This is a genomic window from Paenibacillus polysaccharolyticus (assembly GCF_900102085.1).
In the GTDB taxonomy this organism is placed as follows: domain Bacteria; phylum Bacillota; class Bacilli; order Paenibacillales; family Paenibacillaceae; genus Paenibacillus; species Paenibacillus polysaccharolyticus.
Map to the genome: position 1 here is coordinate 238,525 of NZ_FMVM01000006.1, position 25,857 is coordinate 264,381.

The 25,857-nt window shown below is 45.4% G+C and carries 23 protein-coding genes and 1 pseudogene; 6 read left to right on the plus strand and 18 right to left on the minus strand.

The features are described from left to right. Nucleotides 1-289 precede the first annotated feature (289 nt). The 10 genes from BLQ13_RS10455 to BLQ13_RS10500 all read right to left on the minus strand — a co-directional run bounded on the left by BLQ13_RS10455 (nucleotide 290) and on the right by BLQ13_RS10500 (nucleotide 11,141). Nucleotides 290-1,645: an FAD-dependent oxidoreductase gene (locus tag BLQ13_RS10455; protein WP_090918875.1), complete on the minus strand. Its 1,356-nt coding sequence runs from the start codon at nucleotides 1,643-1,645 to the stop codon at nucleotides 290-292. Between the two features lie 257 nt (nucleotides 1,646-1,902). After that, on the minus strand, nucleotides 1,903-2,748 hold the full coding sequence (locus tag BLQ13_RS10460; RefSeq protein ID WP_090919041.1) for a carbohydrate ABC transporter permease: 846 nt from the start codon (nucleotides 2,746-2,748) through the stop codon (nucleotides 1,903-1,905). Continuing rightward, entirely contained in the window at nucleotides 2,741-3,574 is an 834-nt protein-coding gene (locus BLQ13_RS10465) for a carbohydrate ABC transporter permease (RefSeq protein ID WP_420848931.1), read from the minus strand. The genes BLQ13_RS10460 and BLQ13_RS10465 overlap by 8 nt, the downstream gene beginning before the upstream one ends. A gap of 77 nt (nucleotides 3,575-3,651) precedes the next feature. Further along, on the minus strand, nucleotides 3,652-4,533 hold the full coding sequence (locus tag BLQ13_RS10470; RefSeq protein ID WP_244159286.1) for a beta/alpha barrel domain-containing protein: 882 nt from the start codon (nucleotides 4,531-4,533) through the stop codon (nucleotides 3,652-3,654). Between the two features lie 160 nt (nucleotides 4,534-4,693). Then, on the minus strand, nucleotides 4,694-5,989 hold the full coding sequence (locus tag BLQ13_RS10475; RefSeq protein WP_090918879.1) for an ABC transporter substrate-binding protein: 1,296 nt from the start codon (nucleotides 5,987-5,989) through the stop codon (nucleotides 4,694-4,696). 242 nt (nucleotides 5,990-6,231) lie between these two features. Further along, nucleotides 6,232-7,008, minus strand: coding sequence for a response regulator transcription factor (locus BLQ13_RS10480; protein WP_090918881.1), 777 nt, complete (start codon nucleotides 7,006-7,008; stop codon nucleotides 6,232-6,234). A 5-nt stretch (nucleotides 7,009-7,013) separates the two neighbouring features. Then, complete coding sequence (locus BLQ13_RS10485; RefSeq protein WP_090918883.1) at nucleotides 7,014-8,924, minus strand: cache domain-containing sensor histidine kinase; 1,911 nt, start codon at nucleotides 8,922-8,924, stop codon at nucleotides 7,014-7,016. Between the two features lie 302 nt (nucleotides 8,925-9,226). Then, the gene (locus BLQ13_RS10490; protein WP_090918886.1) at nucleotides 9,227-9,412 is read right to left on the minus strand and encodes an aspartyl-phosphate phosphatase Spo0E family protein; all 186 of its coding nucleotides are present in this window, start codon (nucleotides 9,410-9,412) and stop codon (nucleotides 9,227-9,229) included. Nucleotides 9,413-9,651: 239 nt separating this feature from the next. Then, a complete protein-coding gene (locus BLQ13_RS10495; protein WP_090918888.1) occupies nucleotides 9,652-10,368 on the minus strand; it encodes an ATP-binding cassette domain-containing protein in 717 nt (238 codons plus the stop codon). Between the two features lie 11 nt (nucleotides 10,369-10,379). Then, nucleotides 10,380-11,141, minus strand: a complete 762-nt coding sequence (locus tag BLQ13_RS10500) for a hypothetical protein (RefSeq protein ID WP_090918890.1) — start codon at nucleotides 11,139-11,141, stop codon at nucleotides 10,380-10,382. Nucleotides 11,142-11,383: 242 nt separating this feature from the next. Here BLQ13_RS10500 and BLQ13_RS10505 point away from each other — a divergent pair, with 242 nt between their 5' ends. Together BLQ13_RS10505 and BLQ13_RS10510 are read left to right on the plus strand one after the other, a co-directional pair. Then, on the plus strand, nucleotides 11,384-11,752 hold the full coding sequence (locus BLQ13_RS10505; RefSeq protein ID WP_420848932.1) for a PadR family transcriptional regulator: 369 nt from the start codon (nucleotides 11,384-11,386) through the stop codon (nucleotides 11,750-11,752). Next, the gene (locus tag BLQ13_RS10510) at nucleotides 11,718-12,599 is read left to right on the plus strand and encodes a permease prefix domain 1-containing protein (protein ID WP_090918894.1); all 882 of its coding nucleotides are present in this window, start codon (nucleotides 11,718-11,720) and stop codon (nucleotides 12,597-12,599) included. Before BLQ13_RS10505 ends, BLQ13_RS10510 begins: the two co-directional genes overlap by 35 nt. Before the next feature lie 17 nt (nucleotides 12,600-12,616). On the opposite strand, the gene BLQ13_RS10515 is transcribed toward BLQ13_RS10510, so the two are convergent. After that, nucleotides 12,617-12,790, minus strand: a complete 174-nt coding sequence (locus BLQ13_RS10515; protein WP_090918896.1) for an aspartyl-phosphate phosphatase Spo0E family protein — start codon at nucleotides 12,788-12,790, stop codon at nucleotides 12,617-12,619. 543 nt (nucleotides 12,791-13,333) lie between these two features. Further along, complete coding sequence (locus tag BLQ13_RS10520) at nucleotides 13,334-14,083, minus strand: hypothetical protein (protein ID WP_090918898.1); 750 nt, start codon at nucleotides 14,081-14,083, stop codon at nucleotides 13,334-13,336. A 91-nt stretch (nucleotides 14,084-14,174) separates the two neighbouring features. Here BLQ13_RS10520 and BLQ13_RS10525 point away from each other — a divergent pair, with 91 nt between their 5' ends. Beyond that, the gene (locus BLQ13_RS10525; RefSeq protein WP_090918900.1) at nucleotides 14,175-14,708 is read left to right on the plus strand and encodes a hypothetical protein; all 534 of its coding nucleotides are present in this window, start codon (nucleotides 14,175-14,177) and stop codon (nucleotides 14,706-14,708) included. A gap of 314 nt (nucleotides 14,709-15,022) precedes the next feature. Here BLQ13_RS10525 and BLQ13_RS29160 read toward each other — a convergent pair. The 4 genes and pseudogenes from BLQ13_RS29160 to BLQ13_RS10545 all read right to left on the minus strand — a co-directional run bounded on the left by BLQ13_RS29160 (nucleotide 15,023) and on the right by BLQ13_RS10545 (nucleotide 19,829). After that, a pseudogene (locus BLQ13_RS29160) lies at nucleotides 15,023-16,254 on the minus strand (ISL3 family transposase). Nucleotides 16,255-16,320: 66 nt separating this feature from the next. Then, nucleotides 16,321-17,082, minus strand: coding sequence for a helix-turn-helix domain-containing protein (locus BLQ13_RS10535; protein WP_090918902.1), 762 nt, complete (start codon nucleotides 17,080-17,082; stop codon nucleotides 16,321-16,323). Nucleotides 17,083-17,338: 256 nt separating this feature from the next. Then, nucleotides 17,339-18,733, minus strand: coding sequence for a helix-turn-helix domain-containing protein (locus tag BLQ13_RS10540; protein WP_090918904.1), 1,395 nt, complete (start codon nucleotides 18,731-18,733; stop codon nucleotides 17,339-17,341). Nucleotides 18,734-19,247: 514 nt separating this feature from the next. After that, the gene (locus BLQ13_RS10545; protein ID WP_090918906.1) at nucleotides 19,248-19,829 is read right to left on the minus strand and encodes a TetR/AcrR family transcriptional regulator; all 582 of its coding nucleotides are present in this window, start codon (nucleotides 19,827-19,829) and stop codon (nucleotides 19,248-19,250) included. 354 nt (nucleotides 19,830-20,183) lie between these two features. On the opposite strand from BLQ13_RS10545, the gene BLQ13_RS10550 reads away from it, so the two are divergent. Next, a complete protein-coding gene (locus BLQ13_RS10550) occupies nucleotides 20,184-21,404 on the plus strand; it encodes an MFS transporter (RefSeq protein ID WP_090918908.1) in 1,221 nt (406 codons plus the stop codon). Between the two features lie 323 nt (nucleotides 21,405-21,727). Here the strand turns inward: BLQ13_RS10550 and BLQ13_RS10555 are convergent, their stop codons facing one another. Next, nucleotides 21,728-22,138, minus strand: a complete 411-nt coding sequence (locus BLQ13_RS10555; protein ID WP_090918910.1) for a DUF2000 family protein — start codon at nucleotides 22,136-22,138, stop codon at nucleotides 21,728-21,730. Next, nucleotides 22,135-22,698, minus strand: a complete 564-nt coding sequence (locus tag BLQ13_RS10560) for a hypothetical protein (protein WP_090918912.1) — start codon at nucleotides 22,696-22,698, stop codon at nucleotides 22,135-22,137. The genes BLQ13_RS10555 and BLQ13_RS10560 overlap by 4 nt, the downstream gene beginning before the upstream one ends. Before the next feature lie 202 nt (nucleotides 22,699-22,900). Between BLQ13_RS10560 and BLQ13_RS10565 the strand changes: the two genes are divergently transcribed. Together BLQ13_RS10565 and BLQ13_RS10570 are read left to right on the plus strand one after the other, a co-directional pair. Beyond that, a complete protein-coding gene (locus BLQ13_RS10565) occupies nucleotides 22,901-24,142 on the plus strand; it encodes an ATP-grasp domain-containing protein (RefSeq protein ID WP_167375704.1) in 1,242 nt (413 codons plus the stop codon). Nucleotides 24,143-24,226: 84 nt separating this feature from the next. Beyond that, nucleotides 24,227-25,618 (plus strand): MFS transporter, encoded by a 1,392-nt coding sequence (locus tag BLQ13_RS10570; RefSeq protein ID WP_167375705.1) that lies wholly within the window; start codon nucleotides 24,227-24,229, stop codon nucleotides 25,616-25,618. Nucleotides 25,619-25,857: the final 239 nt, after the last annotated feature.

Sequence of the window (25,857 nt, forward strand, 5' to 3'; positions counted from 1 at the left end):
GCAAAATAACGTCACTGGGGATCGTTAGAATTTTTTTGTCTACTTTTTTGCCCAAATAAGGCTTCTGGTGATCGTTAGAATTTCACCACTGTGCGGTTACGCTAACTTTGTTCCCTTTATCGAGTTATTTCGCCTTCACTAATGTTCTAGGAGAATAGATTAGCTTCAAAGGTTCGCAGTCCCACACATTCTAAGACGTGTTACTCACGAAACCAGCCTTCCCTTCCAACCAACTTAAGACGTTCTCGCAACTTCTCCACCCGTCCCATTCTTATCCCAACCTTTCCACTCAAATTGCCGCACCATTCTGACGCAACTCTGCTTGCAACAGTGATACAGGAAGCTTTGCAGGTGGAAGTTTCAGCTTTACCGCCAGAGCCGCAGCTGTTCCCGCAGCTTCTCCCGTGGCCATACAGCTTGGAGTTAGTCTGGTTGTAGCATGAGCCTCGTGTGTCGTGGAGATACAGCGTCCGGCAGCCAGCAAGTTGCTGATATTTTGCGAGAGCAGCGAACGATAGGGAATATCATACGCACCATCTCCTTCAATAAAGGCCGCAGTCACGCCCTGCCCAGAGGGATCATGAATATCGATAGGATAGCCGCTTCTAGCGACTACATCTTCGAACTTCCGCCCTGCAACTACATCTTCCTGAGTCAGTGCATAGCGCCCAACAATACGTCTGGATTCACGAATGCCGATCTGTGGGGCTACAGCCGAGATTGAAGCCCGTTCGAAACCAGGCACATCATTCCTCAGAAATTCGGCAATCATAAGCACCTGCTTCCGTCCTTCCTGTTCAGCTTCGGTTAAATCCACAGCATTGGTGGCATCAAGCCCCTGCACCCGGGTACAGTTAATCAACACTTCATCTTCTGCAGGCCCGGTAAAAAATAACACCTGATCGCGTTGAATCGGCACTGCCGCTCTCTTCCAGTGTGAATAGAAGCCGCTCACGCCCGTTAACGGAATCGTGTCCAGTTCGTCAAAGGGTGTTTTCTCATAAAAATCCTCCGGATGCTCCTGCATATACTGCTTCACACGCCCGAGATCAACGCCCCGCATACGAAACTTCATCGTCATAGGCTGAGACTGGCTGTCTCCCTCCCGCCCCTTCGCTATAGCGGCCCCAGCCAAATAAGCCACATCCGCATCACCGCTCGCATCGACAAATACGTTCGCCTGAATCTCCAGCTGACCGGATTTGTTCGTCACTCGCACTGCCTCTACTCGGTCATCCACCGTAGCAACACCATCTACGAAGCTGTGCAGCAACAGCCGAACACCCGCCTCTTTCAACATTTCTGCCGCAACTACCTGATACACAGCCGGATCATACGGTGTCACGCTATGCACAAAACCAACCGTATCACGCAGATGCCCGGGGGAACCGCCTCTTGCCTGCAAGCGGTCCACAATTTCCTGGGCAATCCCCCGAATGACCTGCTCACCCTGCTCCGTATGAAACGTCATCCACGGATAAACCATAGCGGCCGTTGACATCCCGCCTACGAAACCGTAGCGTTCTATCAGCACGACGCGAGCACCCTGCCTTCCTGCGGCAATCGCCGCCACTATTCCCGCGGGGCCGCCTCCGACAACGACAACATCTGCCGTTTCCCTTTTGACATTCGCCACTTCATTCAAACGTGCCCTCTCCCTTCCAATCGCCTGATGCCTGATCCATCGTGCCTCTGTCTGTCTGCTTTTGCCTATCCTCTCGCGCTTCTCCCCGCTCTCACTGTTTTCACCATCCCTTCTCTATTAACTTTCAGTTCTTCTACACTTTCCCTTTCCCTCCCAGCAGCTCCACGGTCTCCTCACTCCACCACGACACTTTTCCCAAACCGTTACAAATGTTCTCGCCCCTCATATTCATTGCATCCCCCGCTTCTCCATCCCGACTACTCCTTCAATCCCGTCATCGCCACACCCTCAATGAAACGCCTCTGCGCCAGGAAAAAGACGATTAATAGCGGTACCGTTGCCATCACGGTCGCACTCATTAAATACTGCCAGGCTGTGCCCACCTCATCCGTGAACAGGGACAACCCCAGCGGCAGCGTCATTAGCTCTCTCGAATTGATAAAAATCAACGGATCGAAGAACTCATTCCAGCTCGTCACAAATGTAAAAATCGTCAGCGTCGCCATACCCGGCTTGGCAAGCGGAAGCATAATCTGCCAATAAATCCGAAATCGGCTACAGCCATCAATCATGGCCGCTTCCTCCAGCTCGATGGGCACCGTAATAAAGAACTGCCGCATCACAAAGATGCCAAACACGCCGCCCGCGCCAAAGATCGGCAATAAAATCAGCGGAAGATGCGTATCAATCCACCCCAGCTGCCGCATAAACAGAAACATCGGAATCGCTGTGACTTCATGCGGAATCATCATCGCGCTCAGCAAAATGAGAAAGACCACATTCCGTCCCTTAAACGGAATCTTGGCAAAGGCGTACCCCGCAAGCGAGGAAAAAAACACCGTGCCAAGCACCACCAACGCAGAGATATACACACTATTCCTGTAAAAACGATGAAACGGAATTAATCGAAACACATCGATATAATTCTGAAATTGCAAGCTGTCCGGTATCCACTGCGGTGGATAGGTAAATATGCTCTGCGGTTCCTTGAGGGATGTCGAGACCATCCAGATCAACGGAACAATCATAATCAGCGAAACTACCGTCAGCACCAAATATGTGCCAACCGCAGCCCCGAACCTTCGGCCTAACAAACTAGGCATCGCCTTCACCAAACACCCACCTCTTTCGAAGCTGCCATTGCAGCAGCGTCAGAATCAGCACAATCAGGAACAGCACATACGCAAGGGACGAAGCATAGCCGAACTGAAACAGCTTGAACGCTTTTTCCCAGATGTAATAGACCAGAACTTTCGTGCTGTTGCTCGGCCCGCCTTGGGTCATGACATAGATCTGTCCAAATACTTTGAGCGACCCAATGACGGTCATCACGACGGTCAGAAATACGGTCGGCGTGATCATAGGCAGGGTGACGTTGAAAAAAGAAGCCCTTCTGCCCGCGCCATCCAGTGTGGCCGCTTCATACAAGGAACGCGGGACCTGCTGAAGTGCTGCAATGAACAGCACCATGTTCAGACCGACATTTTTCAGCACACTCGTCACAATGACCGCAGGCATCGCCAGGTTCGGATCGTATAGCCAAGCAGGGCCTTTAATGCCCATCATCAGCAATAGCTGATTGATCAGTCCCGACTCTGTTGCATACATCAGCTTCCACACGATGGCCCAGACAATTAATGACGTCATCACCGGGACGAAAATAGCCGTTCTGAACAGGCCGATGCCTCGAATGCTTTTGGATAAGAGCAGGGCGAGCAGCAAAGCGAGCACGATATTCAGCGGCACCAGACCTGCCGTGAAGTAAACCGTATTGCCAAGCACCTCCCAGAACATGGCGTCCGTCATAATATCCCGGTAATTTTCTAGTCCAATAAAATGGTGATCCCCAAGCAGCGGCCAATCCGTCAGGCTCATATACAATGCAAGCCCCATCGGGAACAGAAGCAACAAAGTAAAGCCCAGCACCATCGGTGAAATAAACAACCAGCCAGCAATCTGCGCTTCCCTGGCAAGCGGCCCTCCACGTCTCCGCTTGTTGGATCGGCTCACGAGCCATCCCTCCCGGTCAAACGATCTATGGCATTGCGGAAGCTACTCACCGCTCTACGCAGCTCATCCTCCGTTTTGCCTGTAACCATGGCCCCGAGCATTATAGCCTTGATGCCACTATGGTGAAGCACGGGAACATCCTCCGGTACCAGCTTGCGCTGGGAAGGAACCATTACCGGTACTCCGGCTTGCAAGACCAGCTGCCGATAACGAAGCACGTCCTCGAAGCTAAGCGGGGTGCCGTATTCTTTGCCGGGTATGATCGAAGCTTCCAGTGCAGTAAAACCGAAATGTGCAGCAGATGCCACCAGAGACATATCATACTCATCGTTAATCGCAAACGTAGATTCCAGCCCAAGGTCTTGTAGCATAAAAGAAGGCAGATGATGCGCATAGATCGAGTAGAAATCAAAGCCTAGATCCGCCAGGCGCTCCACATCTTCTCTCCGTGTCCCTTCAATACTCCCGGATGGCACAACGCCGAACGGACCAGCGAACTCCGAGCGGATCGCCCGAAATACCTCGGTGTATTCATCCAGCGGACCAAAATGGTTGCCACTTGCGCGATGGCCCACATTAAAGTGTACCTTCAGAGCATCCGCCCCTTCCTCCCATGCCGCCCGAGCCAGTGCGAGATCATTCCCGGGCAGACTGACGATGAGCGACAGCGGTTTTTCATCCAGCACAGCTTGCAGTTGACCTGTCTTTTGCACATGCTGCTTAGCCCAAAGTTGACCGACTTGATGTAAATGTTGCGGGTTCTGGGAGTTCTCCGGGTTCTGCCAACTCTGAGAGTGCTGCATCTGTTGTGACCCCTTGGTCTGTTCCGTCCTCTGCGACCGCTGCTGCATCTGCTCCGTCTGCTGACCCTTCCTCATGTCTTCCACCTGGTTCATCCCCTCACTTCTCTCACTTCTCTCACTCTTCATACGCCCCATTCACTTTTTTCCGTCATCTTTCTTTCCGTCATTTTCCCGTCTTCCCTACGCTCTATCTTATTTACGCTTCATCTCCCGCACTCCTTCACTCTCCAACTCTTCAGGGCTGCAATATGCGCTGCACTTCGGTCTGCATCTGTTTCAAATTATCCTCTGGCGAGGCTGTACGGGCGAATAATCGGTCAAAACCTTGCAGTACCGCGTTATCAATATCCTGCCAGCGGATATGTCCCGGAATCAGACGGGCTTTCGGCATTTCATCAATGACCGCCTGCACGATATGCTCTTTGCTCGGGTTGTTCGGCTGCTGGATGAAAGCATCGGAGTTCAGCACCGAAGTACGCGCAGGCACAAAGTACGTCGCGGTTGCTTGCGTTCCCTGTTCACTGGCAAAATACTTCAGCAATTTCTTCGTCTCCTCCGGATGCTTGCTATCCTTAAACATGGCATAGCCCGCTTGTCCCAACATCGGTACGCTGCCCTGCGAGCCAGACGGCATAGGTGCAATACTCCATTCAAAATCCTTGATCTCCCTCGCTTTGGACACATAGCTGTAGTTATCGAAGAACATGCCCACATTGCCTGCATCAAAGCTCACCTGCTCGCCCGCTTTCGGGTGAGATTCGTCGGTAAACATCATGCGCTCCAGCATGGCAAAGGTCTGTACACCGTACTCATCATTCCAGGTAAACGCTGTCATATCTTCGTTGAACGGCCCGCTTCCGTTAGACCAGGAGTATGAAGAAAGCACGGCCCAGGTCTTCCAGTCCCGAAAAAAGTTAGCCCCATAGATGCGATTCGCCGCATCCTTGCTGGTTATCGCTTTGGCAGAAGCCTCGAACTGCTCCCACGTCCAATCGCCTTTGGCAGCCAGCGTATTCGGATCGGTCAGCCCAGCCTTGTCAAACAGCGTCTGATTATAAAACATCACCACAGGCGGTGTGGAAAACGGCAAGCCTAACAGTTGATCTCCCTCACGGAAGAGATCCAGCGTGCTGGGAATGTAATCGTCCAGCTTGAATTGTGCATCATCCTTGAACGCCGACACGTCGGCCAGGATGTGATTGGACTTGAATTGTGGTATCATGCGTTCCGATACCCAGGCCAGATCAGGAAGCGAGCCCCCAGCGGCAAGCACCGATATTTTCTGCTGATAGTCGGCAAAGGGTACCGATTCCATCGTTACCTTGATGCCCGGGTTCTCTTTGGTAAAGCCATCGATCAGCTTGTTGTACACATCAATGTGTGCCTGATTACCCCACATCATGAACTTCAGCTCTACCTTGTCGTTCTCTCCACCAGAGGCGTTAGAACCCCCGCCCGTATTGGTGCTAGTACACCCGATTAGAGCTGTGATCATAATCGCGAGAATCAGCATCAGTCCTGCTTTTTTCATCGAAATCCCCCTTATGGACGTTATGGTATTCCTGTGCCACCCCAGTATATCGAAAGCGTTGCTTGCTCCTAAATCACGTCAGTTGCAGAAATGGTACGGAATTTAAAGAGGTTTTTTTCGTGGCTCCTAACCCTGCCCTCATACAGCACTCACCTAAACGTTTTCTATGCTTTGCTCTTTCAAACGCTCTAAACCAAAAGACATTGTGCTAGTGCTAATCTCTTACCTTTACTCTCTATTTGTCACTCCCCACGCTGCACACCATACCCATCACGATACTCCCCTGCCGTACACCCCATCTGTTGTTTAAAGACCAACATGAAATGTTTTGGACTCTGATACCCGGATAACCGGGCAACGTCATAGATTTTGAGTCCGGTGTTGGCCAGCAGCCACTTAGCCCGCTCCATTCGTGCCTCCGCGATATATTCCGAATAGTTGATACCCGTCTCGGTTTTGAACAACTGGCTCAGATACGTCGGGTTCAGATTGACCAGTGAAGCAACCGTCTGGAGCCGTAGATCACCATCGGGATGCTGGTGGATGTGCTCTTTCACGCTACGAATAATTTTGCGAGGTTCCCCGTGTTCCGGGCTGGCTGCGCCAGAGGTTTCGGGGATGGGAAGTGTGGAGAGACCATACCTACGGTCCAGCAGCGATTGTATTTTTTCCAGACATTTCACCAGTTCATGACGTTCGATTGGCTTCAAAAGATAACTTAATACCCCGTGTTCCATCGCCCTGCGTGCATATTCGAACTCCCCGTACCCGCTGATGATAAGCATCAGCAGATCAGGGTACATCTCTCTCGCTAATGAAACCAGCGTCAATCCATCCATCTCGCGCATACGGATATCCGTGATTAATACATCCGGCACTTCACAGCGCAGTACCTCCAGTGCCTCGGCTCCGCTTGCCGCTTCCCCCACCACCTGAAAATGAGGGGATGCCTGTACAATCAACTCTCGTAATCCCTGGCGGATCACCGTCTCATCTTCGACAAGTAGCACTTTATACATCTGTTTTAATCCCCTTTCGGTTGAAGGTGAATGGATAAAGTCACAACCAGCCCTTGCCCGGGGCTGCCATCAACAGTTAGTCCGCTGTCTTTTCCATACACCAGATGCAGCCTTTGAGCGATATTGTGCAGCCCCAGACTTTCCCCGGCATGACGATGCAGAATGGGATTAGCGGTTGGGTACACGTTTTGTCCAGAAACGGTCTGCCCAGAGATAGAAGCATTTAACCGATCCATCTCCTCCTGTTCCATTCCTTTGCCGTTGTCCCGAACACTGATGAGCAGTTCCTGATCGAATAAAACGGCAGATACCCAGATCATGCCGCCATTATTACCACCCGTTCTGCCGCCTGCTAGCCGTCCTTCGATCCCATGGCAGATCGCATTTTCCACCAGCGGTTGCAGGATCAGCTTGGGAACAAGACAGTCGTTAACCTCTTCCTCCATGTCATAAATAATCTCCAGTTCACCGTTGTAACGCACTTGCTGAATTCGTACATAAGAATCGACAAACGCCAGCTCTTCCCGTAGCGTCACCATGCGATCTGCCTTATCAATGGTGTATCTCAGCAGCCTGCCAAGCGCTGTCACCATGGCAGATACGTCGGCATGCCTCTGGCGGACAGCCATCATGTTGATCGACTCCAGTGTGTTGTATATAAAATGAGGGTTCATCTGGCTCTGTAGCGCCGACAGTTCTGCTTCCCTTTCCTGAATTTCGAGCACATACACCTCATGGAACAGACGATGGATCTCCTCCATCATGCGGTTAAATCCTCTGCTGATCTGCCCCAGTTCATCACTGCTGTATTGGGTAACCCGCTGACTGAAATCCCCCTGCTCTACCCGAATCATATGATGTTTCAGACGAATAAGCGGACGTGTGACCCTATACGATACGAGTACGGCGAGGATCGCTACAGCCGCCATACAGAGAAGAGCAAGTCCCATCGTAAAGGTCAGCATCTCCCCCGACTCCTTTTGAATGACCGTAATTGGCGTCAGACTGATCACGGACAACCCCGAATATCCTGAATGATGCTTTACATGGAGATAAGATCTTCCCTCCAGCTCTTTCTTCTGGTTGTCTGCATAATCCTGAAGCTTTCCATGAGATAACAAAGGAGCATAAGCGGATAAGCCGTCTGTTGACGTTTTTTCAAAAATAAGACGTTGCTGGCTATCCACGATCATCAGACTTGCCTTTTGCTCAAAATTCAGGTTGGATAATAGCTGTCCAAATGCCTCCAGCCGGATATCGATCAAAATGTACCCCAGCCGCTGTAGCGTTCCCGGATCACGCAGCTCTCTGCCCACGCTGATGTATTCCGCTTCCTGACCTCTTACGTAGTAGCCGGGAATATGCGGAGGAAGCAAGTGCCATACGCCTTCGGTGCCCCTCAGTTCGGAAAACCATTTCTCTTGGCTGCCGTCCCAGACGGGTTTGACCGCAAGGGAGTCCAGATTGGAGAACAGGATGCCGCTGTTGCTGATCAGATGAATGCCTCGAATCTCTGGCCGATCATAGGCTTGAGCTGACGTATACAGCTTCATTTTCTGATAATCATCCGACTTCGCCCACGTCCCTGCACCCATCGAACCATCGTACTTCCGCAGAATGCCAAGAACGGTCTCGTCATAAAGCGGCAAGAGCGACAACCGCTCAAAATCCTTGAGCATCCGGTTCAGATTGGTGTTGATCTGCCGCACCATATCAATGGTGAATTGCTCCGTCTTCTGATCCAGCGTCTGTGAAAAATGAGCGTAGCTCATCACCCCCTGCAAGCTAAGCGGCAAGAGCGTCAATGCCAGAAAAAGCACTAGCAGCTTGGAGCGCAGGTTTATGCTTTTTCGAATCGAGCTGAAACCTATGAAATCTCGAATAGAACGAACAAAGTTCAATGTCCTTTCTGCCATTCACTTGTCCACCTCCTTCGTTTCATTGTATGAACCCTCGCTGTTGTTCGATGAAGTGGTTCATCCCGTTGGAGCAAACAGATACATCCATTCCGGGTGAATTGAGGTCATCATATCCAGTTTAGAGATGTCGCGACGATCCTGTAAGCTATGGATTTAGTACGGAATTTCAAGAGGAAGTGGATGGAGGGCTGTTATCGGAGTAAGTTGAGGGAGCGTGATTTATCTTTCGGAAAACATTAAAAAGCCGAATGCAATTTTGCAGTCGACTTCTTTTGGGTCACATCAAAAAACCGACTGCATTAAGCAATCGGTTGTCTCTTCACCATATGTTTATATTGGAAACGATAATATTCGTTGATTAGCTCATCCAACACCATGGACTGCTCGAGGACTTTGTTATCCTGCATGCCATGATTCTCCGCCAACCGACGTAACTTTTGCCTATCCCGTTCAATTCGATCTTTAATCTGCACCGGTTCACCCATAGCATGCACCCCCTCGTTTTATATCATTTTAGGATACATTGCCAAAAAATTCATATTTTATTCCTTTGCAAAATCAAATGATTGTTTGCAAGAGCTTAGTTTCATAAATTTAGTACTTTTTAAAATGTCTATTACTCCAAACCACCTACAACATATGGATACGCGATCTTATGTTTTATCCACATATCGTGATCCATCCACATTTCACTAAAAATATCAAACTATGATTTAGATTATCCTTATGTTTTTGTTTCTATTTGATTCAGAAACGCCAAGTCAGGATTCACCCCATCACCCATTTTAATAAATGTCTCATATGATCCGCTAAAGGTTATTTTACCTTGATGAATAAAATGCAGAACACACTGGATATTTGCAATATCCTGCAAGTGATGGTTCGAGACCAGTACAGTGCACTCATTATGGAGTGCAAGCTTTTCGATCCTTTTCAAAATATGATAGCGCATCTCCGGATCGATTCCCGCTAGTGGCTCGTCGAAGATGTACAGTTTCCTCTTCATTAATGTGATAGCCAAAATACACAGATAGCGCCTCTCCCCAACAGATAGTTGCCCAAACTCCATATTCCATACACGCTGTACCAAATCAACCTCAGCTGGACTCATAGCTTCATCTACATAAGGTTCATTATTCACTTCAATACGGTTGGAGTGATCGGAATACAGGAAAAAACGAAAGAGATCTTTGGCCTTCAAAGCTAGAGGAAACAACAGACCCTGTAGCTGGTAGATGATCTCCTTCTCATCAGGAATTCCTTGTATTTCTGGCGGGCGTTTTATCACATTTGCGATCAGATCAAATAATGTCGTTTTGCCAGAACCATTTTTGCCAATGATCATATTAACGGTCTGTTCGGGAAACTCCACATGTAAATGATCCAGATTTTTGCGAGAGGCTTTGGGATAAGAAAAGCTCAAATCTTCAATTTTAATCATAGATCCTCCTGCTATGTCCGATGTGTTCTCGATATGACTTTCACATATTTGAGTGCGATAAGTCCGCAGGTAACATAACAAAGTGTGATAAAACTCATGTTGATCAGACTCAAATGTGGGAACGGGCTATCCATAAACCATTCTGCTAATAAAAATGTTAGATTTCTTACGTATTCCATAGGGTTGATGAACACCAGAAGTAGACCATACTCTGTTGAATACGCCAGTCCCTTCGCTGATAGAAAAAACATGACCAATAAGCTCATACTGATCACCGCATTCAGCGACTCTTGCCTTACTGGAAGAAGCATGAGGATAAGCGTTAATAAAATGACCATGACAGACCCCAATACACAGCTTGTTAAAGACACGGCGAGAAATAAAGCAACCTGTTCAAAGCTATTCAGGAATATCAATCCCGATACGAGCGAAAACAGAAGAATGGTCAAGAACAGAAAACCAATCTGATTCAGAGCCTTCCCCCAAATAATGGGATATTTACTACCCGAGATGAATTTGAACATCTTGAAAAACCCGCTCTCCCTTAAAGAGATTAGATTGGTTGTCACATCGATGGACATGACAAAGATAATATAGGAAACAAACACACTGGTTTGGATGTAAAATTCATTGATCTCAGGCCCCTGGGTAAACCACTGATAGTTAAAAATGAAAAACGCAATAAGGGGAAATAACAGATACCATACGAATGCCACTTTGTTGCTTAACATCATTTTAGTAAACAGACGGAAGTATTCACGAGTTATTTTCAAAATACAACCTCCAATTGATCCATTGTTACATGCTGTATTGAAAGTTAACGCAGATAAATATATTCCAATTATATAATATTTTTCTAAATATTTTATAGTATTCTCTAAGAAATGTTATTAGATATAGTCAACTTCTATCAAAAGGATGAATTCATACAATATAGAGCCCAAAGATTGCTCTATCTTCTTGAACCATCTTCAAATATATGTTAATTTAACTACATAGAATTACATAGTAGGTGGTGTATCAGTTGAAGAATGAAATGATCAAAGGATATATCGATGGTATTGTGCTCTCCATTCTGAGTCAAAAGGATGCATACGGGTATGAGATATCTCAATACATCAATCAAGTCACCGATGGAGCATTTCTGCTGAAGGAAGGTACGCTGTATCCTGCATTAAAGAGGCTGGAAGCCAATTCTTACATTGAAGGCTACTGGGGTGATCAAGAAGGTGGCCCTAGACGAAAATATTACAGGATAACAGATGATGGTCAACTTCGACTTGAATCGATCAAAACCTCATGGGAACAAAATACACATATCATTAATATTTTCTTAGGAGGAACGGCGAATGGACATTCAATCCTATTTAGACCAAGTTTTTAAGAAATCATTCTTATCTAAACGAGAGCGTAGCGATTTAGCCGAAGAAATGGCTACTCATTTACACTCCTCCAAAGAGCATCATATCAATGAGGGATGCACTGAAGAACAAGCCACCACCAAAGCTATAGCGTCTTTTGGCGATCCGATCAGCATAAGAACTAAATTGACTCAAGAGACTTATGGTCTATCAAGTAAACTGATCCTACAGTTTATAATCATGAGCTTAATCCTGTATTTCAGCTCCCTGTTCGCAGGATTAGTTCTTCATTATTATGATGTTCATAATAGAGTGATCGAACTTCTCCCTGTAGCCTTCATTACAATATGTGCCTTGAGCAGTGCTCTATTGCTGACTCGCAAAAACACTGATCGTTGGTGCCTACTGTCGGTTCCCATTTTATTTGGATTAGGATACTTGCAGGCATATCTGGGTCTTTTCAAAAATATGTTTGGTGGCCTCGATTCATTTACGCTTTTTGAGAATTTATTTTTCAGCGGCGCTTATGATTTTTCAGGGCGCAATAGCTTCATGCTTATTGGTGGTCTGATCCTAGCTGTTCAAACACTCATTTTGTTTGTTATCAGCAAAAATATCTACATCTCTTTGATGCCCTTCGCCTTCTCTATCTTGTATACAGTTTCTCATATGGTCATTTTCGGATCATATTATCTATTCTTTGGGGATCATTTTAGTTCATCCGTCACCAATGGATACAATGTTTTTGCCGCTGGTAACATTCAACGTCTCTCAGATATCGGTGTGAAATTAGGTATGTGTCTTATACTGTTTCTCACCTTAAGTTCAGTGAAAAAGCTGATCTTTAAATCTAAGCTTCAGGCTGGATGAGCGGAATGACATATTATTTATTTTTTCAGGTTCATTCCAAACGAATATCGATTATATTCATTAATTAGCTCATCCAACACCATAGACTGCTCAAGCACTCTCACATTCGGGATTCCATATTGATCTACCAAGCGACTCAACTCTTGCCGACCTTGCTCGATTTGGTCTTTCAAGATACTTAGTTCTCTCATGGCATGTACCCCTCTAGGACATTCTAGAAAAACATTTAATATGAGTAAGCTATCTAGATTTAATAATGACTACAGGTGCTTTTTAGAACATAATATGTTTTGCATAATACTGTAAAAACAAATCTTTAGAAAAGGCATTGCGCTCTGCCTAATCCTTTTTCAAAATACAAAACAGCCTACCTCAAAAGCAGATAGGCTGTTTGTTTTATTTAATATTTGTCGGCTAGCTTGCTGTCTGGAAGTTCCGTATAAATCAACGCTGTATCAAAAAGTCGGCAAACTTAACTTTTCTACTACATTTTAGTACCTTCTGATCTGTGTTTCATTGGCTTCGCTCCTATACTCCCCGTACAAATCTAAACATTTAATACACATCAGGTCATCTTTACTTGAAGAAGAGAGATTTAAACACATAAGTAAGGCATCAATTCTAAGTAAATAATTTAATAATTTATTTAAGTATTATAAAACCCATAAAAAAATGCCCCCTCTAAAAATTAAATGAAGGGACACTTTATAAAATTTAAAGTTTGGATGTAGAGCTTAATAATTCACATTTTGTATTGCAGCTCTTTGATAAACTTTATCACTTGGACCAAATGTGATACCTGGAGTTGATGATATTGTGGCTGACCAGTTTACACTTGATGTTGTATACGCTTGTTTCCCCACGACATCAAAAGATCCATGTGAAGATAGTGGCTTTTTAATTGTCACAAGAAGACTTGTTCCTGCATAATATCCATTACTTGGAATTCCATCATAGGAATAAGTTACACCTTTTTGAGCGGCAGCATCAACAAGTATTGAATCTGCAGTATGTGTTGTCTCCACACCTAGGAAATTCTTGGTTCTCCATGAAGCATAGGCAAATGTTTTCACTATGTTCCACTGTCCAGACCACGCGGCTCCAGCACCTACAGATTTTGAATTAACGTTCCCTTTTAAACCACCAGACACAAGTATGTCCTTATACTGTGAAGTAGATGTGTTTGGATATTCTGCCGAGCTTGCAACAGTTAGGAAAGTATTCAAATTTGAGTTAGACTGAATAGTATATTCATCATCATTTGGATTTTTTAAGTGTGAAATGGTATAATCAGGATGAGACTTTATAAAGTTTACAATTTCATCTTTTTGAATATCATTAAGTTGTAAAACTTCTTGAGGGTATCCTGCTTTTAAAAGAAGTGCATCTTTGGAAACCGAAGGTTCCAAATCTGTTGCCATAGCTGCTAATGGAAACAGCAAAATTAAAGACAAACTTATGAGTAGTACACGACGAATTTTCATTCTAAAAAACCTCCTATGAAATGGTATAAATATACCATATCATACCTTTTTAAGAAAAAAAAGGACTTTATAAAAATTAAGGAGATTATTGATGATGAACATTATAAAAATAACAATGGTTATACTTGTAATTTTCACTTTGGTAGGTTGCAATTCAAAAGAAAACCTATTAAATGAATCAAGTATTTATCCTGAGAATATTCTTGAAACAGTATCAATTAGCTCAAATAAAGAGATTATTATTTATAACGATGTAGACACAGAAGGGATTAGTACTGCTTTTCTAGCAATGGGAGCTACAAATTTAGGAAATCAGATAGTGAAGACAGGGAGCATTCTAAATACAAACCTAGATACTGAAGTTTCCTACCATGTCACTAATCACAAATGGAATGACAATACTAACACCTCCATCATATATGGATTGATTAATGATCCGAAAATCACTAAATTGATTATTTCAGATCTTAATAAACAAAATTTCATCGAGTTATTTCCTCATATAAAAGAAAAAGGTGAAAGGAAACTGTGGTATGCTACTCTAGATAAACCTTTTACTGTCTTTAATTTAGGCATCAAAGCATATAATGCTGAAGGCAAGCTTATTTACCACTTTAGTCCATAAATTAGTGTATCAGCTATATGGAATCATTTTATTCTCAAATCAGAATGGTATGGAGTATGCCATACATCTATAAACTGAGAAATTTAATGGGACTCCTGTCCCTATCTCAGATAAATACTTACTTTCTATTGTTTATTATCTGCAAAAAGTACCTAGTCTTTTCTACCAACAGAGACTAGGTACCGTTATAAAGCATTAAGCTACCATCCTACTATCGTCCAGCATTAAAAATGCTGGTTCAATTTATGCTTCAAAGTACGCTTAAATTTTGGCTCTACACCAAAGTTAGTGCTTGAGGTTTCGAGCCATGCATGTTAACGAGCATAACGTGCATGGTTGCATTCCACGAGAAGCCCTTGGACATATCGATCACGGTTACGTGTAAAATAATGCCTGCGTTGAAACGCCTTCATTCGGTTGTTTCTGCCTTCCACCTGGCGTTTGTCCAGCGACAACGATGGTAGTTCACGATTTCTTCTCGCCAGTTTCGAATCATTTTTAGGCAAGTGTTAACCGCGGGATGCTGGATTTGCTCTCCTTGCTCGAACCAACGATCTAAACGAATGTCTGCTGCGTCCACATCGGGTGAATGCTCATACCATTCGACGAAAGCCTCCTTCCAGGCGTGTACCTGCTGGAGCACGGATGAATATCGCAGGATTTCGTTCAGTTCTCCTGTTTTTCGTCCGATAAGGAAGCTTTCTGCGGGTTCAGCAGTCGTTGTCTTGCCTTTAGCATAGACTTTGCTCGTGAAGGAAGGGTGCCCTGGATGTTCTTTCGTACAGTTTGCACTGCTTCAATCACATAGCCGTGGACATGAAAACGATCCGCGACCGGAAGGGCGTCAGGAAAACATTCGCTCACCCACGTATGGTAATAGGGTGCTAAATCCATCACGACGGCTTTGGGACGTAACGAGCTAAAAGCAGCGTGCTGGCATGCATAGGCGCGAAGGTCTTCCAGCTTTCGCCCAGGCAAAATATCCAGCAGAGTTTCGCCCCTTAGATTATGAATGCCTGTATTATAGGTATGGCCTTTGCGAATCGCGAAATCATCTATCCCCAATACCAAATTCGTCGTGCCTGTCGCGTCACCCCATGCGCGCTCCTGTAGCTGCTCACTTTCCACGACAAGCCAGCGCTGGTATTGGGTTTGGAGAGTCGAGTTCATGAATCGTTGCGCTTTGCTGAACGGTAGACGCTGCAGCGGTATAAATGGCTTGCTGTTTAAAGGCGAAACTGTAGCGTTTACCCGGTCCAACAAAGGCATAGTGCCAAACAAAACCGGCCTGACAGGCGTTGCAAAACAGGCGAATCACAGGTGCCAGAAGATACAGCCGTTTACTGCACATACTCCGGTGGCGGATTTTACGAACTCGGTTACTTCCTTTACGAATCACCGCGTAAGCCGAAAGGCAGAGCGGGCACGGTTGGGTGTAGTCTGTCGGTGCGACTTCCATATGAATGGTTTGTGCATCCATTTCCAGCACTTGTACGACGCGTACCTCTGGTAAATCAAGCAAAATATCGGTATACTGATTGTGCATCTGTCATTCCCTCAAGTTGGATTGGTCGCACAACCATCTTACGGAATGTACAGATGTTTTCTATGTTTATGTGGTAAAGCATACACATTCGTTAGTTTCAAGCACTACGTTTTGTATAGAGCCTTTAATTTTATGCTTTTCATTTTGAAATTTAATCTGAAAGTTAACTCTCCGTTCCAGTTCTTGAGCCAATTCCAGAACCTTATCCCATAAGCTAATTGAAGCATATATGTTAGCTAAATCTTTAATGGCGTCCAACTGTACTTCCTCATTCAATTTATCAATATATGGTTCAAACTTTATTGCCGCTTTAAGATTATCAAATTTATTCAGTGTTTTCTGAAGCAAGAAAATGCGGTACTGGCATAAGGCCAACCGCTCCGAGTGTTGATATTTCTCACTGTCTGCAATACATTCATATAAAATAAGAGCTGCTTCTTTAAGTCCTCTAGCAAAAAAGCTTTCAGCTACTTCAAATAACTGTTCAATATATGATCGATCATCCGTCACATGAGTGATAACTTGTTGTATACAATCCAGCTTACCAAGTTCTGCACACTCGTAGAGGTATGGTTCCAAACGTCTCCAGTGGGGCGCAGATTCAATGAAGGACTCCACCCCATAACTCTCATAGAAATGCCCCTTCTTTAATCCCATTGCAGAAGTGATCTGATTCAGTTGGTTCATAGACATTGGTCTGCTACCTTTAAGAATAGCACTTAATGTCCCAACATTAATTCCTGTAATATCGGAAAAATGCTGCAACTTGAGATTTTGTTCTCTCATATATTTCTCAATATGTGCTCTTATTGTAGATACCATTTCCATTATCACACCTCCATCACCTAAATCACTTATAATTAAATAAAATATAATAAATGTTATTTTAACCTGTATTTTACATAGGTCAATCTATGAAAATACAAAAAGGCTTATTTCCGTCCTTGGAAATAAACCAATAAAGTATCCATAGATAATCCTTTGTATCTTAAATTAAATTTGCCCAATACCATGTGCTGATGGCACATAAATTTGATTTTGAACATTATTTTGACTTATAGGGAAAGTGCTTAGGATCATAACACTAAACAAGAGTATAGCCATGATTTTTTTTGATTTCATAATAGCTGTTAACCTCCTCCATTAGATTATGATAGGTAACTTCCACTTCCTGAGATGCAAAAGACCTGTATCTCTCAAAGAGAGCAACACATTGTATTATGTCATTAGAATTATTAATTCTAATGGCTGAACTTAAACACGTGACAAGCTTTTGCATCCCTTCTGCATATCGCTCGCGATTAAAATGATACATTGCCAATTCAAATAAAAGTTTAGAATACTGGTCATTCTTAATTTGCTCATTGTGCCCTTCTGTTGAGGCTGTATCACTGAACATTGAATTAATGGAATTATCAAATTTTAATATAATATGATCTATATCCATGTCAAAATTATTTGCTGCTTCAATAATCTTAACAAGAGCAGTAAGTGTTTCTTCTTCATTTTGCTCAATCCAAGCTACATATATCGGGAGAACCTCTTTGTCACCCATCATTAGATTATATAAGTAGGTATTAACCTCAGTCCATCTATTAAACATATTGATATATATCATATCTTCATCGCTAGGATTTGGAGTTTTAGCCAAATCGACATTTTTTTTTGTATAAACCAGTGCGTCAGTATATTCACCTTTCCATTCGCATGCATTAGCCTTAAGCAAGTTTGAATACGCCTGATATACAAATAACGGGTAGGCTGTGACCCTATTCTCTTTGCTTATTTTTTTCTTAGTATACGATTGGATAATTTCAGCTTTCCGTCCCAGATCATCAGCAAGCGAAAATGACTTATCCCAGTATCGAAGAGACGCATACGTATTCGCCAAATCCTTAATCGCATCCAGCTGCCTCTCCTCATCCAGCCGATTAATATATGGCTCGAAGTGCACGGCGGCACGGAGGTTATCATGCTGATTCTGACCGAGCGAGAGCGTGAAGATGCGATACTGGCAGAGGGCCAGGCGCTCGGAATGCTGGTATTTCTCGCATTCGGCTACGCATTCATATAACATGCGGGCTGCTTGTTGCTGACCGCGCTCTAGCATACCTTCGGCCATTTCAAATAGTTCAGAGATATAGGAGCGATCGTCCGTTACTTGTTGGATCACTCGCTGGATGCAGTCCAGCTTGTCCAATTCTGCACAGCGTTGCAGGAAAGGCTCAAGCCTTCGCCAGTGTGGAGCCGACTCTACGAAGCACTCCCCACCATACGTCTCGTAGAAATAGCCTTCCTCCAGATTCATGCCTTGGGTAATCAGATCAAGCTGCGCCATGGCGATGGGGCGTGTTCCCTTAATAATGGCGCTAAGCGTTCCAGCGTTCACTCCCGATATATCTGCAAAATATTGAAGGGTATATCCCTGTTTCCTGATGTAATCCTCAATCGTTGAGCGTATCGTAGTTGCAGGTTCCATGTATCCCACCTCCACAATTAAAATCCAGAAATTTGAATTTATATGATTAGACCAATTTTAATCCTAAATTTTACAGTGGTCAATAACAATCGTGGCAATAAATTTACATTTTTATGCAAGCACACAGACTTCTACATCTCCAGCTTACCTTCGCCTCGAATGGCTTATAGAAAAAATCCATTAGAAGAATGGACGGGAACGTGATACAGTTATTCCAACTTCAATATCCTACTATTTCCATAGGAATATACAACACGGACAGACACGAACTGCCAAGTTCAGTGTGGAATGATCCCCCCGTTTTAAACGAGCACGAAAATTCCTTCATCCCCAAAACGACGGACACATGGCCCACTGCCATCTCCCCGACCTTCCAGGTATAAGACTTCGTTTTGCCACGCAGTAACCGTATCCCCGGGTAATTCGGTCTTTCTCCGAATTGCCCTTTTCCTTTTCCTTTTCCTTTTCCTTTTCTTCTCTTCCTTCACTTATCACATGCTGCTATCAGTTATTGCTATTCCTTAGACCCGATGCCTTTGAATACGGTACTTAGCAGTAATTCCACAAACGTATCATCCATCGGCTCACCCGTGACCAACATCCGGTAGAACACAGGCCCATAGATCATGTCGATATACAGTCCAATATCCAGTCCCTGCTTCAACTTGCCACGTGCCACACCTTTCTCCAGAATGCCCCATGCTTCACGGCGGCGCGGCTGAATATATCTGCTACGGTATTCTTCCGCAAGGGCGGGATCAGACTGCCCTTCTCCGATGATCTGTGTAATGACTTTCCCTTCGGCACTTGTCAAAAATTGAACCAGGTTCCCTGCATGAGCACGCACATCCTCATATACAGACCCCGTATCCGGCACAGGCAACCTGGCCGTTAACGCCGACATGTACCCGTCCAGCATGACAGCACCTTTGCTCGGCCACCATTTGTAGATGGTGGCTTTGCTTACCTGTGCACGTTCGGCAATCTTTTCAATCGTCACCGCGGCAAACCCATCTTCGAGCAGCAGTTCATACGCCGCGGCAAGAATGGCATTCTGGGTTTCCATGTTGCGGGGACGTCCTCTTTTTGCAGTCATTGCTGACCCTCCATTTAATCATCTATATAGGCTGAACTAAATTAATTACACAACCACTTCAATAACAGAATAACCTTCCATTCGTTGTTATCCCAAATAAAAAATACGATACGTTCATTATACTAAAATACAGCGTCAATATACATTTTTAAGCTCCCAGCAATGTTATTGTGTTTCCGTCATCTTTATGTAAAATCACTTTGTTCTGTAACTGCCTATTTACAATACTAAACGTATCGTATATTATTTAGGTGTAATTAGTAAACGTAACGTATATTAATTAAAATTACACATCATTCTTAGTGAAAATGGCAATCGAATTATCATCATACACTTTTATTGGAGGTTGATCTTATGGATACCCAACAGAAACAAAGTACCAACCAGAATCAGACGACCGTGCCTGCCTGGATTATTTTCCTGCTCGCCGCTTCCTGCGGTTTACTCGCAGCCAATCTGTACTATGCTCAGACGGTTCTCGGACCGATCAGCAGCACTACAGGTCTCTCGTCTGCCGCAGCCGGGTTAATCGTAACACTGACACAGATCGGATATGTCATTGGACTGCTGTTCATCGTACCGCTCAGCGACATTATTGAGAATCGCCGTTTAATGGTTCTGTTTCTCATTGTACTCGTACTAGCGCTGATCACCGCCACCTTCTCCACCAGTGCTTTCCTCTTCCTGACGACGTCACTGCTCATCGGTATCGGTTCTGTCGTTGCACAGATTCTGGTGCCATATGCGACTTATCTGACTTCCGAAGAGCAACGCGGACAGGTGGTCGGCAATGTGATGAGCGGTCTGCTACTCGGCATAATGCTCGCACGCCCTGTCGCCAGCTTTATCACCAGCGTGTTCGGCTGGCAGGCGGTCTTTGCATTCTCGGCCGTGGTGATCGCGTTGCTCATGCTGCTACTGTCACGGGCACTTCCGGCCCGTCGGCCTGATCCCAACCTTACTTATGGACAATTGATTATCTCTCTCGGTACACTGCTTCGCACCCTGCCGATGTTGCGGCGGCGCGCGTTCTATCAGGCCAGCTTGTTCGGCGCATTCAGCCTGTTCTGGACGACGGTGCCCCTCCGGCTGGCAAATGATTTTGGTTTGTCGCAGCAAGGCATCGCCTGGTTTGCTCTCGCCGGGGTAGGCGGCGCCATTGCTGCTCCGATTGCCGGGAGATGGGCAGACCGCGGTTTTACCCGAGTGCTCACCGGAGTCGCTATGGTTATTGCCGCAGCCTCCTTTGGTCTGGCCTATCTGTTCCAGAGCCATTCCACACCGGCCTTGATCCTGCTGGTCGTGGTCGCCATTACGCTGGATATGGCTGTTTCCGGTAACCTGGTGCTGGGTCAGCGCATCATCTACTCCCTTGGGAACGAAGCAAGAGGTCGGGTGAACGGCTTGTTTATGTCGATCTTTTTCATAGGTGGTGCCATCGGTTCTTCACTTGGTAGCTGGTCATATGCCCATGGCGGCTGGAGCCTCACGACGCTGATTGGTCTGATCATGCCCCTGCTCGCGCTGCTATACTATTTAACAGAGAAAAAGGTTACAGCCGTGAGCGGCACATAACCTGTATCTTATCTGTACTTGCACCCGCATCTTCATCACCATATACAGAGCATTCATCTAAAAATTTCTCTTGTACAAAATAAGGGCAGAGGCCATCCATAGGATCGCTTCTGCCCTTATTTTTATGTTCGTAGCCCTTATGTTTCATACCCCGCATCGACAAGCTGTTCTGTCCTCCGCTAGTCTCCGGTACTCTGCTCCGTTCTGTTCTGTTCTGTTCTGTTCTGTTCTGTTCCAGCTAGACGCGACAGCCTGCTTGTTGCAACTGTACCCAGCCGGAATCATTCTCAAGCGTATCCCCAAACCTGCCTTATTTCATGGCACTATTTCATCACACTGAACTTCTTGGTTGCCGCCCGAACGGACTCGTCTTCTCCCCATACAATGACACCTACAACTTTGGTCGCCTCCAATGCCATCGATGCAATTTCACTTGCATATTGTTCAAAGGCGTTATTCAGAGACTGCCCTGTCTGTGTAAAAACAAGATGGTTCAATCCGTCCTGATTCTCGGCGCAGGTCTTGGCCAGATTGATCAATTGATTCTCCCCCGCCTTCAGAATAACGGTGCTATAGCGGATGCCAGCATGCTGAATGCCGCTCTGATCCCGTACAGGCTGATCCGCATATAACTCCGGTTCGTTGAGGGCAGCTTGTCCCATAAGCAATGCTGCCACATTGGCTGCGGCTCCTTGCTCCAGATTTTTATCCAGTATAATTGCAATTCTCTTCATACGAGTGCATTCACCCTCTGTGGTTTTTTCGTAAAACATACCCATGGCATTTGAATTCCTTCACGCAGCACTTTATACGTTACCAGTCCGTAATGATCCGCACAGAGCTGGTTTGTGAGCGCAATGGAGGTTTCTGTATTCAGCATTACCTGCCTGCAGGCCTCCGGGTTGGATGATACTGTGCTGTTCTCTCTATAGGCAATATTCAGTTCAGATAACAAGTATGTAGTTGCCGGATGATGAAAAATCGTATCAATCTGCTCCGGACAAGCGGCGTGGAAGCCGGACAGCACCAGTGCAGGAATCTTCTCTACAAAACTTTCGGACACGACCAGATCTGAATCCATAATGAAACTGTTCAGCTTGGGATACGCTCCAGGCACCAGCAGACAGGAAATCGCACCGGATTTCAGATCTTCTGCAGCCGCTTCGAATTCAGGGTATGGCTTAATCATATCAGAATTATCCATTTTTTTTGCAATATGCATGCTGCAAGTCAAGAATCCTTCATCGTCACCCAATGTGCCCAGTATGGCATATTTCTCTTTATTTATATCCATTTATCTCCATTACCTCCCATTTATTTTCCAATTCGGTACGATACTATACCAAAAAATTCCTGCTGTCAATTAACACTTCAACGCAACAAAAATATGTACAATCGTGCATAAAATTTTACAAAAAATGTATTGAAAACTGAAAATAATGAGCTATAATGTTGTGAAAACCATTCATTATTTCAAATTTTATCCAGGAGGACATATGAAAACCATCGTATACATATCTGATTTCAGGCTTCCCTTTGGTTTAAACTTCGTGAAACCCTTGACCAAATATACAGACTGCCGAAAAATTCTGATTATTGAACGCCATCAATTACATCATCCCGAAAGGCTTGAAGCTTATTTTGATGAAATTAGATACGTTGATCATCTCGAATCTGTTGACGCCATCCGGGCACATATGCAACAAATCCTGCACTCTCACTCCATCGTTGCTCTGTTAACTCCGGGTGAGAATGCCATTGAGATCGGCGGACAACTCCGTTCCGAGTTCGGCATTCCGGGCATGCAGCGCAATCAGGCCGAAGCGGTTCGGAACAAATGGATTATGAAACAAATGTTGCATCAGCGCGGAATCCGCACCTCCAGAACGGCCATTGCGCTCCAGCAACAGGACTATCTTCATTTCTCCGCTACGTATGGATTCCCCATCATTGTGAAGCCGCTCAGCGGTTACGGCAGTATCAACACGTTCAAATTGTCCAGCATGGAAGAACTGTTGCATTACCTTCAATACACAAGACAAGAACAGCAACGGGATTTGCTGGAAGAATTCATTCATGGCACAGAGTTCCACTGTGACTCCATTGTGTGCAAGGGAGAAGTGGTGTTTGCCTCCGTTTCCCAATATCTCTACAACTGTCTGGATATCGCAACGCAGCAGAAACCTCCAGCTAGCATTACCTTCCCCGAAGGCACAGAAGCAGATTTTATCCAGCGTATCGAAGACATCAATAGACAAGTTATTGCCGCGCTTGGCATCAATCAATCGGTGACCCATGCCGAACTGTTCCTCACGCCGGAAGGCGAAGTGGTTTTCGGAGAGATTGGAGCCAGAATCGGGGGTTCACATGTGATGCCGCCTTGCATCAAGAACACGCATGGTGTGGACTTTTTCGAAGCAGTGACGGATCTGGAACTCGGTACATATACCTTCATGCAGCAGGAAACCAGCAACAAATTCACGGGTATGATCTGCTTCCCCTCCCGCGCAGGAGTGATCCAGCACATCTCCGGCAGAGACGATTATGCGGACGTTCCAGGCATCATTGAATTTAACGTCTCCTATGAAGTGGGGCAACACGCCGGGGCTGTCAATGACACGATGACCCGCTCAGGGTTCGCTATTGTGGAAGGTGATTCGTTCGAGGAATTACGTCAGACGTTACTGGAGATGTACGATCGATTCGTCATTGAGGTGGCGGTTCCCGAAAACGTATAAGATCGTGAATACGCAGTAGAGAACGACCTTAACGTAGTAGTTTTTTTACTGGGATTGTGTTTTTCTTGGGGAGGTTTGAAACGATTGTCTTTATTCAAAACATACGCGGGACTCAGCCGCGACATCTATTATCTCTGCTTGGCGAGGACCATTAACAGTACGGGGGATTTTATTTTCTCCCTGATCACCTTGGTGCTTACGTTGCAGATGGGCATGAGTGTGGTCAGCGCGGGTATTTTTGTATCCATGGCGGCTCTGATTAGCGGCCCCGGTGTACTGCTTGGCGGTTATTTAAGTGATCTGATTGGCAAAAAAACGATCATTGTCTCCGGGCAGATTTTGTCTGCCCTTATGATCATGAGCTGCTCCTTCTGGTCAGGCACGATGACCATCGGTTATCTTCTGATTGCGGTCATGTTCTTCATCAGTATTACGCGCCCGGCGTATAACGCCTTAATTATTCAGCTGTGTCCAGAGGAGAAGGAGCGGAAATCGGCCTTTTCCCTGATGTATCTCGGAGCCAATCTCGGTATCGCGCTTGGGCCATTGATTGCCGGCTTTTTTATTAAAGATTACGTGCATATCGTCTTTCTGAGTATCGGAACCGTATTTCTGATCTCTACCTTCATCATTTGGAAAAAAGTTCATGTTGGTGCGAGTGACGAACAAGCAACTCAGACTTCGATCAGGGAATTGGGACATCACACACAGCAACCACAGGGGGAACAACAGCCACATGGGAAGCAGCAGCACCAAGAACGCCAGCAGCCTGGACAGCCAAAACATAAACAAGCTCGCTCTCCATCCAGGCAGCAACAAGGATCAGAGTCTTTGCCTTCGCCATTGTTCCCTATGCTGCTGAAGAATCCACTTGTTGTTTTTTTCATCGTGGTATCTTTTCTTAACTATTTTATTTACATGCAATACTCATTCAGCCTGCCCTTGCAGATGAATCAGACGTTCGGTGAACATGGAGCAGCTTACTACGGCTCTGTCATGACCATTAATGCGATCAGTGTCATCCTTCTGACCACGCTGGTGCTATCGGCGACCCGTAACTTCACGGCTCTAAACTCCATCGCGGCAGGCGCTCTCTTTTATGGCATCGGATTTGGTGCGCTATATCTGCTCGGGGATTGGCCTCAATTTGCTATCGTTGTGGTATCCACGGTGCTCTGGACGATTGGAGAGATTCTGGTGCAGACCAATATCAATCTGTATATAGCATCTCGTGTGCCTGACAGCCATCAGGGGAGATTTAACGGCTTGCTGTTGTTTGTCGGTTGTCTGGGGTATACCCTTAGCCCTTATCTGACGGGTCTGTTCATTCGAAGTGTGGATATGAAAAGTGTATGGATCATTATTCTGGGGATCAGTCTGTTCTATGCGATTTGTATGGTGCTTCTCTGGTATATTGAAAAAAACGCCACAAATAACCGTGGAATCGATTCACCCGATTACTCGAAAAGTGTCTAAATCCAAGCCTTGGTTTATAAGAGCTGCCGCTTAAACTTATGCAAAAACGAAAACAAGCAATCACACCAAAAAGGGACAACACTGAATGGGGTCTGCACGAAAAACCTCCGAAAATGCGTTTTTTTCGGAGGTTATTACGTTCGTTTGACCAAACCGTCAGGATTGTCCCTTTAATCTAACTTTACCTGCTACGTTTGTTTTGCTAAGCCATTCCGCTTAGCACTCATCTTACCTATCGT

What these genes read in the sequence shown, in the direction of transcription:
- BLQ13_RS10515 (WP_090918896.1), bottom strand. Translation starts at nt 12,790, where the DNA reads ATGAGAGAACTAAGTATCTTGAAAGACCAAATCGAGCAAGGTCGGCAA.
- BLQ13_RS10525 (WP_090918900.1), top strand. Translation starts at nt 14,175, where the DNA reads ATGATGAACATTATAAAAATAACAATGGTTATACTTGTAATTTTCACT.
- BLQ13_RS10480 (WP_090918881.1), bottom strand. Translation starts at nt 7,008, where the DNA reads ATGTATAAAGTGCTACTTGTCGAAGATGAGACGGTGATCCGCCAGGGA.
- BLQ13_RS10510 (WP_090918894.1), top strand. Translation starts at nt 11,718, where the DNA reads ATGGACATTCAATCCTATTTAGACCAAGTTTTTAAGAAATCATTCTTA.
- BLQ13_RS10550 (WP_090918908.1), top strand. Translation starts at nt 20,184, where the DNA reads ATGGATACCCAACAGAAACAAAGTACCAACCAGAATCAGACGACCGTG.
- BLQ13_RS10490 (WP_090918886.1), bottom strand. Translation starts at nt 9,412, where the DNA reads ATGGGTGAACCGGTGCAGATTAAAGATCGAATTGAACGGGATAGGCAA.
- BLQ13_RS10560 (WP_090918912.1), bottom strand. Translation starts at nt 22,698, where the DNA reads ATGGATATAAATAAAGAGAAATATGCCATACTGGGCACATTGGGTGAC.
- BLQ13_RS10465 (WP_420848931.1), bottom strand. Translation starts at nt 3,574, where the DNA reads ATGGTGCTGGGCTTTACTTTGTTGCTTCTGTTCCCGATGGGGCTTGCA.
- BLQ13_RS10535 (WP_090918902.1), bottom strand. Translation starts at nt 17,082, where the DNA reads ATGGAAATGGTATCTACAATAAGAGCACATATTGAGAAATATATGAGA.
- BLQ13_RS10545 (WP_090918906.1), bottom strand. Translation starts at nt 19,829, where the DNA reads ATGACTGCAAAAAGAGGACGTCCCCGCAACATGGAAACCCAGAATGCC.
- BLQ13_RS10460 (WP_090919041.1), bottom strand. Translation starts at nt 2,748, where the DNA reads ATGCCTAGTTTGTTAGGCCGAAGGTTCGGGGCTGCGGTTGGCACATAT.
- BLQ13_RS10475 (WP_090918879.1), bottom strand. Translation starts at nt 5,989, where the DNA reads ATGAAAAAAGCAGGACTGATGCTGATTCTCGCGATTATGATCACAGCT.
- BLQ13_RS10555 (WP_090918910.1), bottom strand. Translation starts at nt 22,138, where the DNA reads ATGAAGAGAATTGCAATTATACTGGATAAAAATCTGGAGCAAGGAGCC.
- BLQ13_RS10485 (WP_090918883.1), bottom strand. Translation starts at nt 8,924, where the DNA reads ATGGCAGAAAGGACATTGAACTTTGTTCGTTCTATTCGAGATTTCATA.
- BLQ13_RS10495 (WP_090918888.1), bottom strand. Translation starts at nt 10,368, where the DNA reads ATGATTAAAATTGAAGATTTGAGCTTTTCTTATCCCAAAGCCTCTCGC.
- BLQ13_RS10565 (WP_167375704.1), top strand. Translation starts at nt 22,901, where the DNA reads ATGAAAACCATCGTATACATATCTGATTTCAGGCTTCCCTTTGGTTTA.
- BLQ13_RS10520 (WP_090918898.1), bottom strand. Translation starts at nt 14,083, where the DNA reads ATGAAAATTCGTCGTGTACTACTCATAAGTTTGTCTTTAATTTTGCTG.
- BLQ13_RS10470 (WP_244159286.1), bottom strand. Translation starts at nt 4,533, where the DNA reads ATGAGGAAGGGTCAGCAGACGGAGCAGATGCAGCAGCGGTCGCAGAGG.
- BLQ13_RS10540 (WP_090918904.1), bottom strand. Translation starts at nt 18,733, where the DNA reads ATGGAACCTGCAACTACGATACGCTCAACGATTGAGGATTACATCAGG.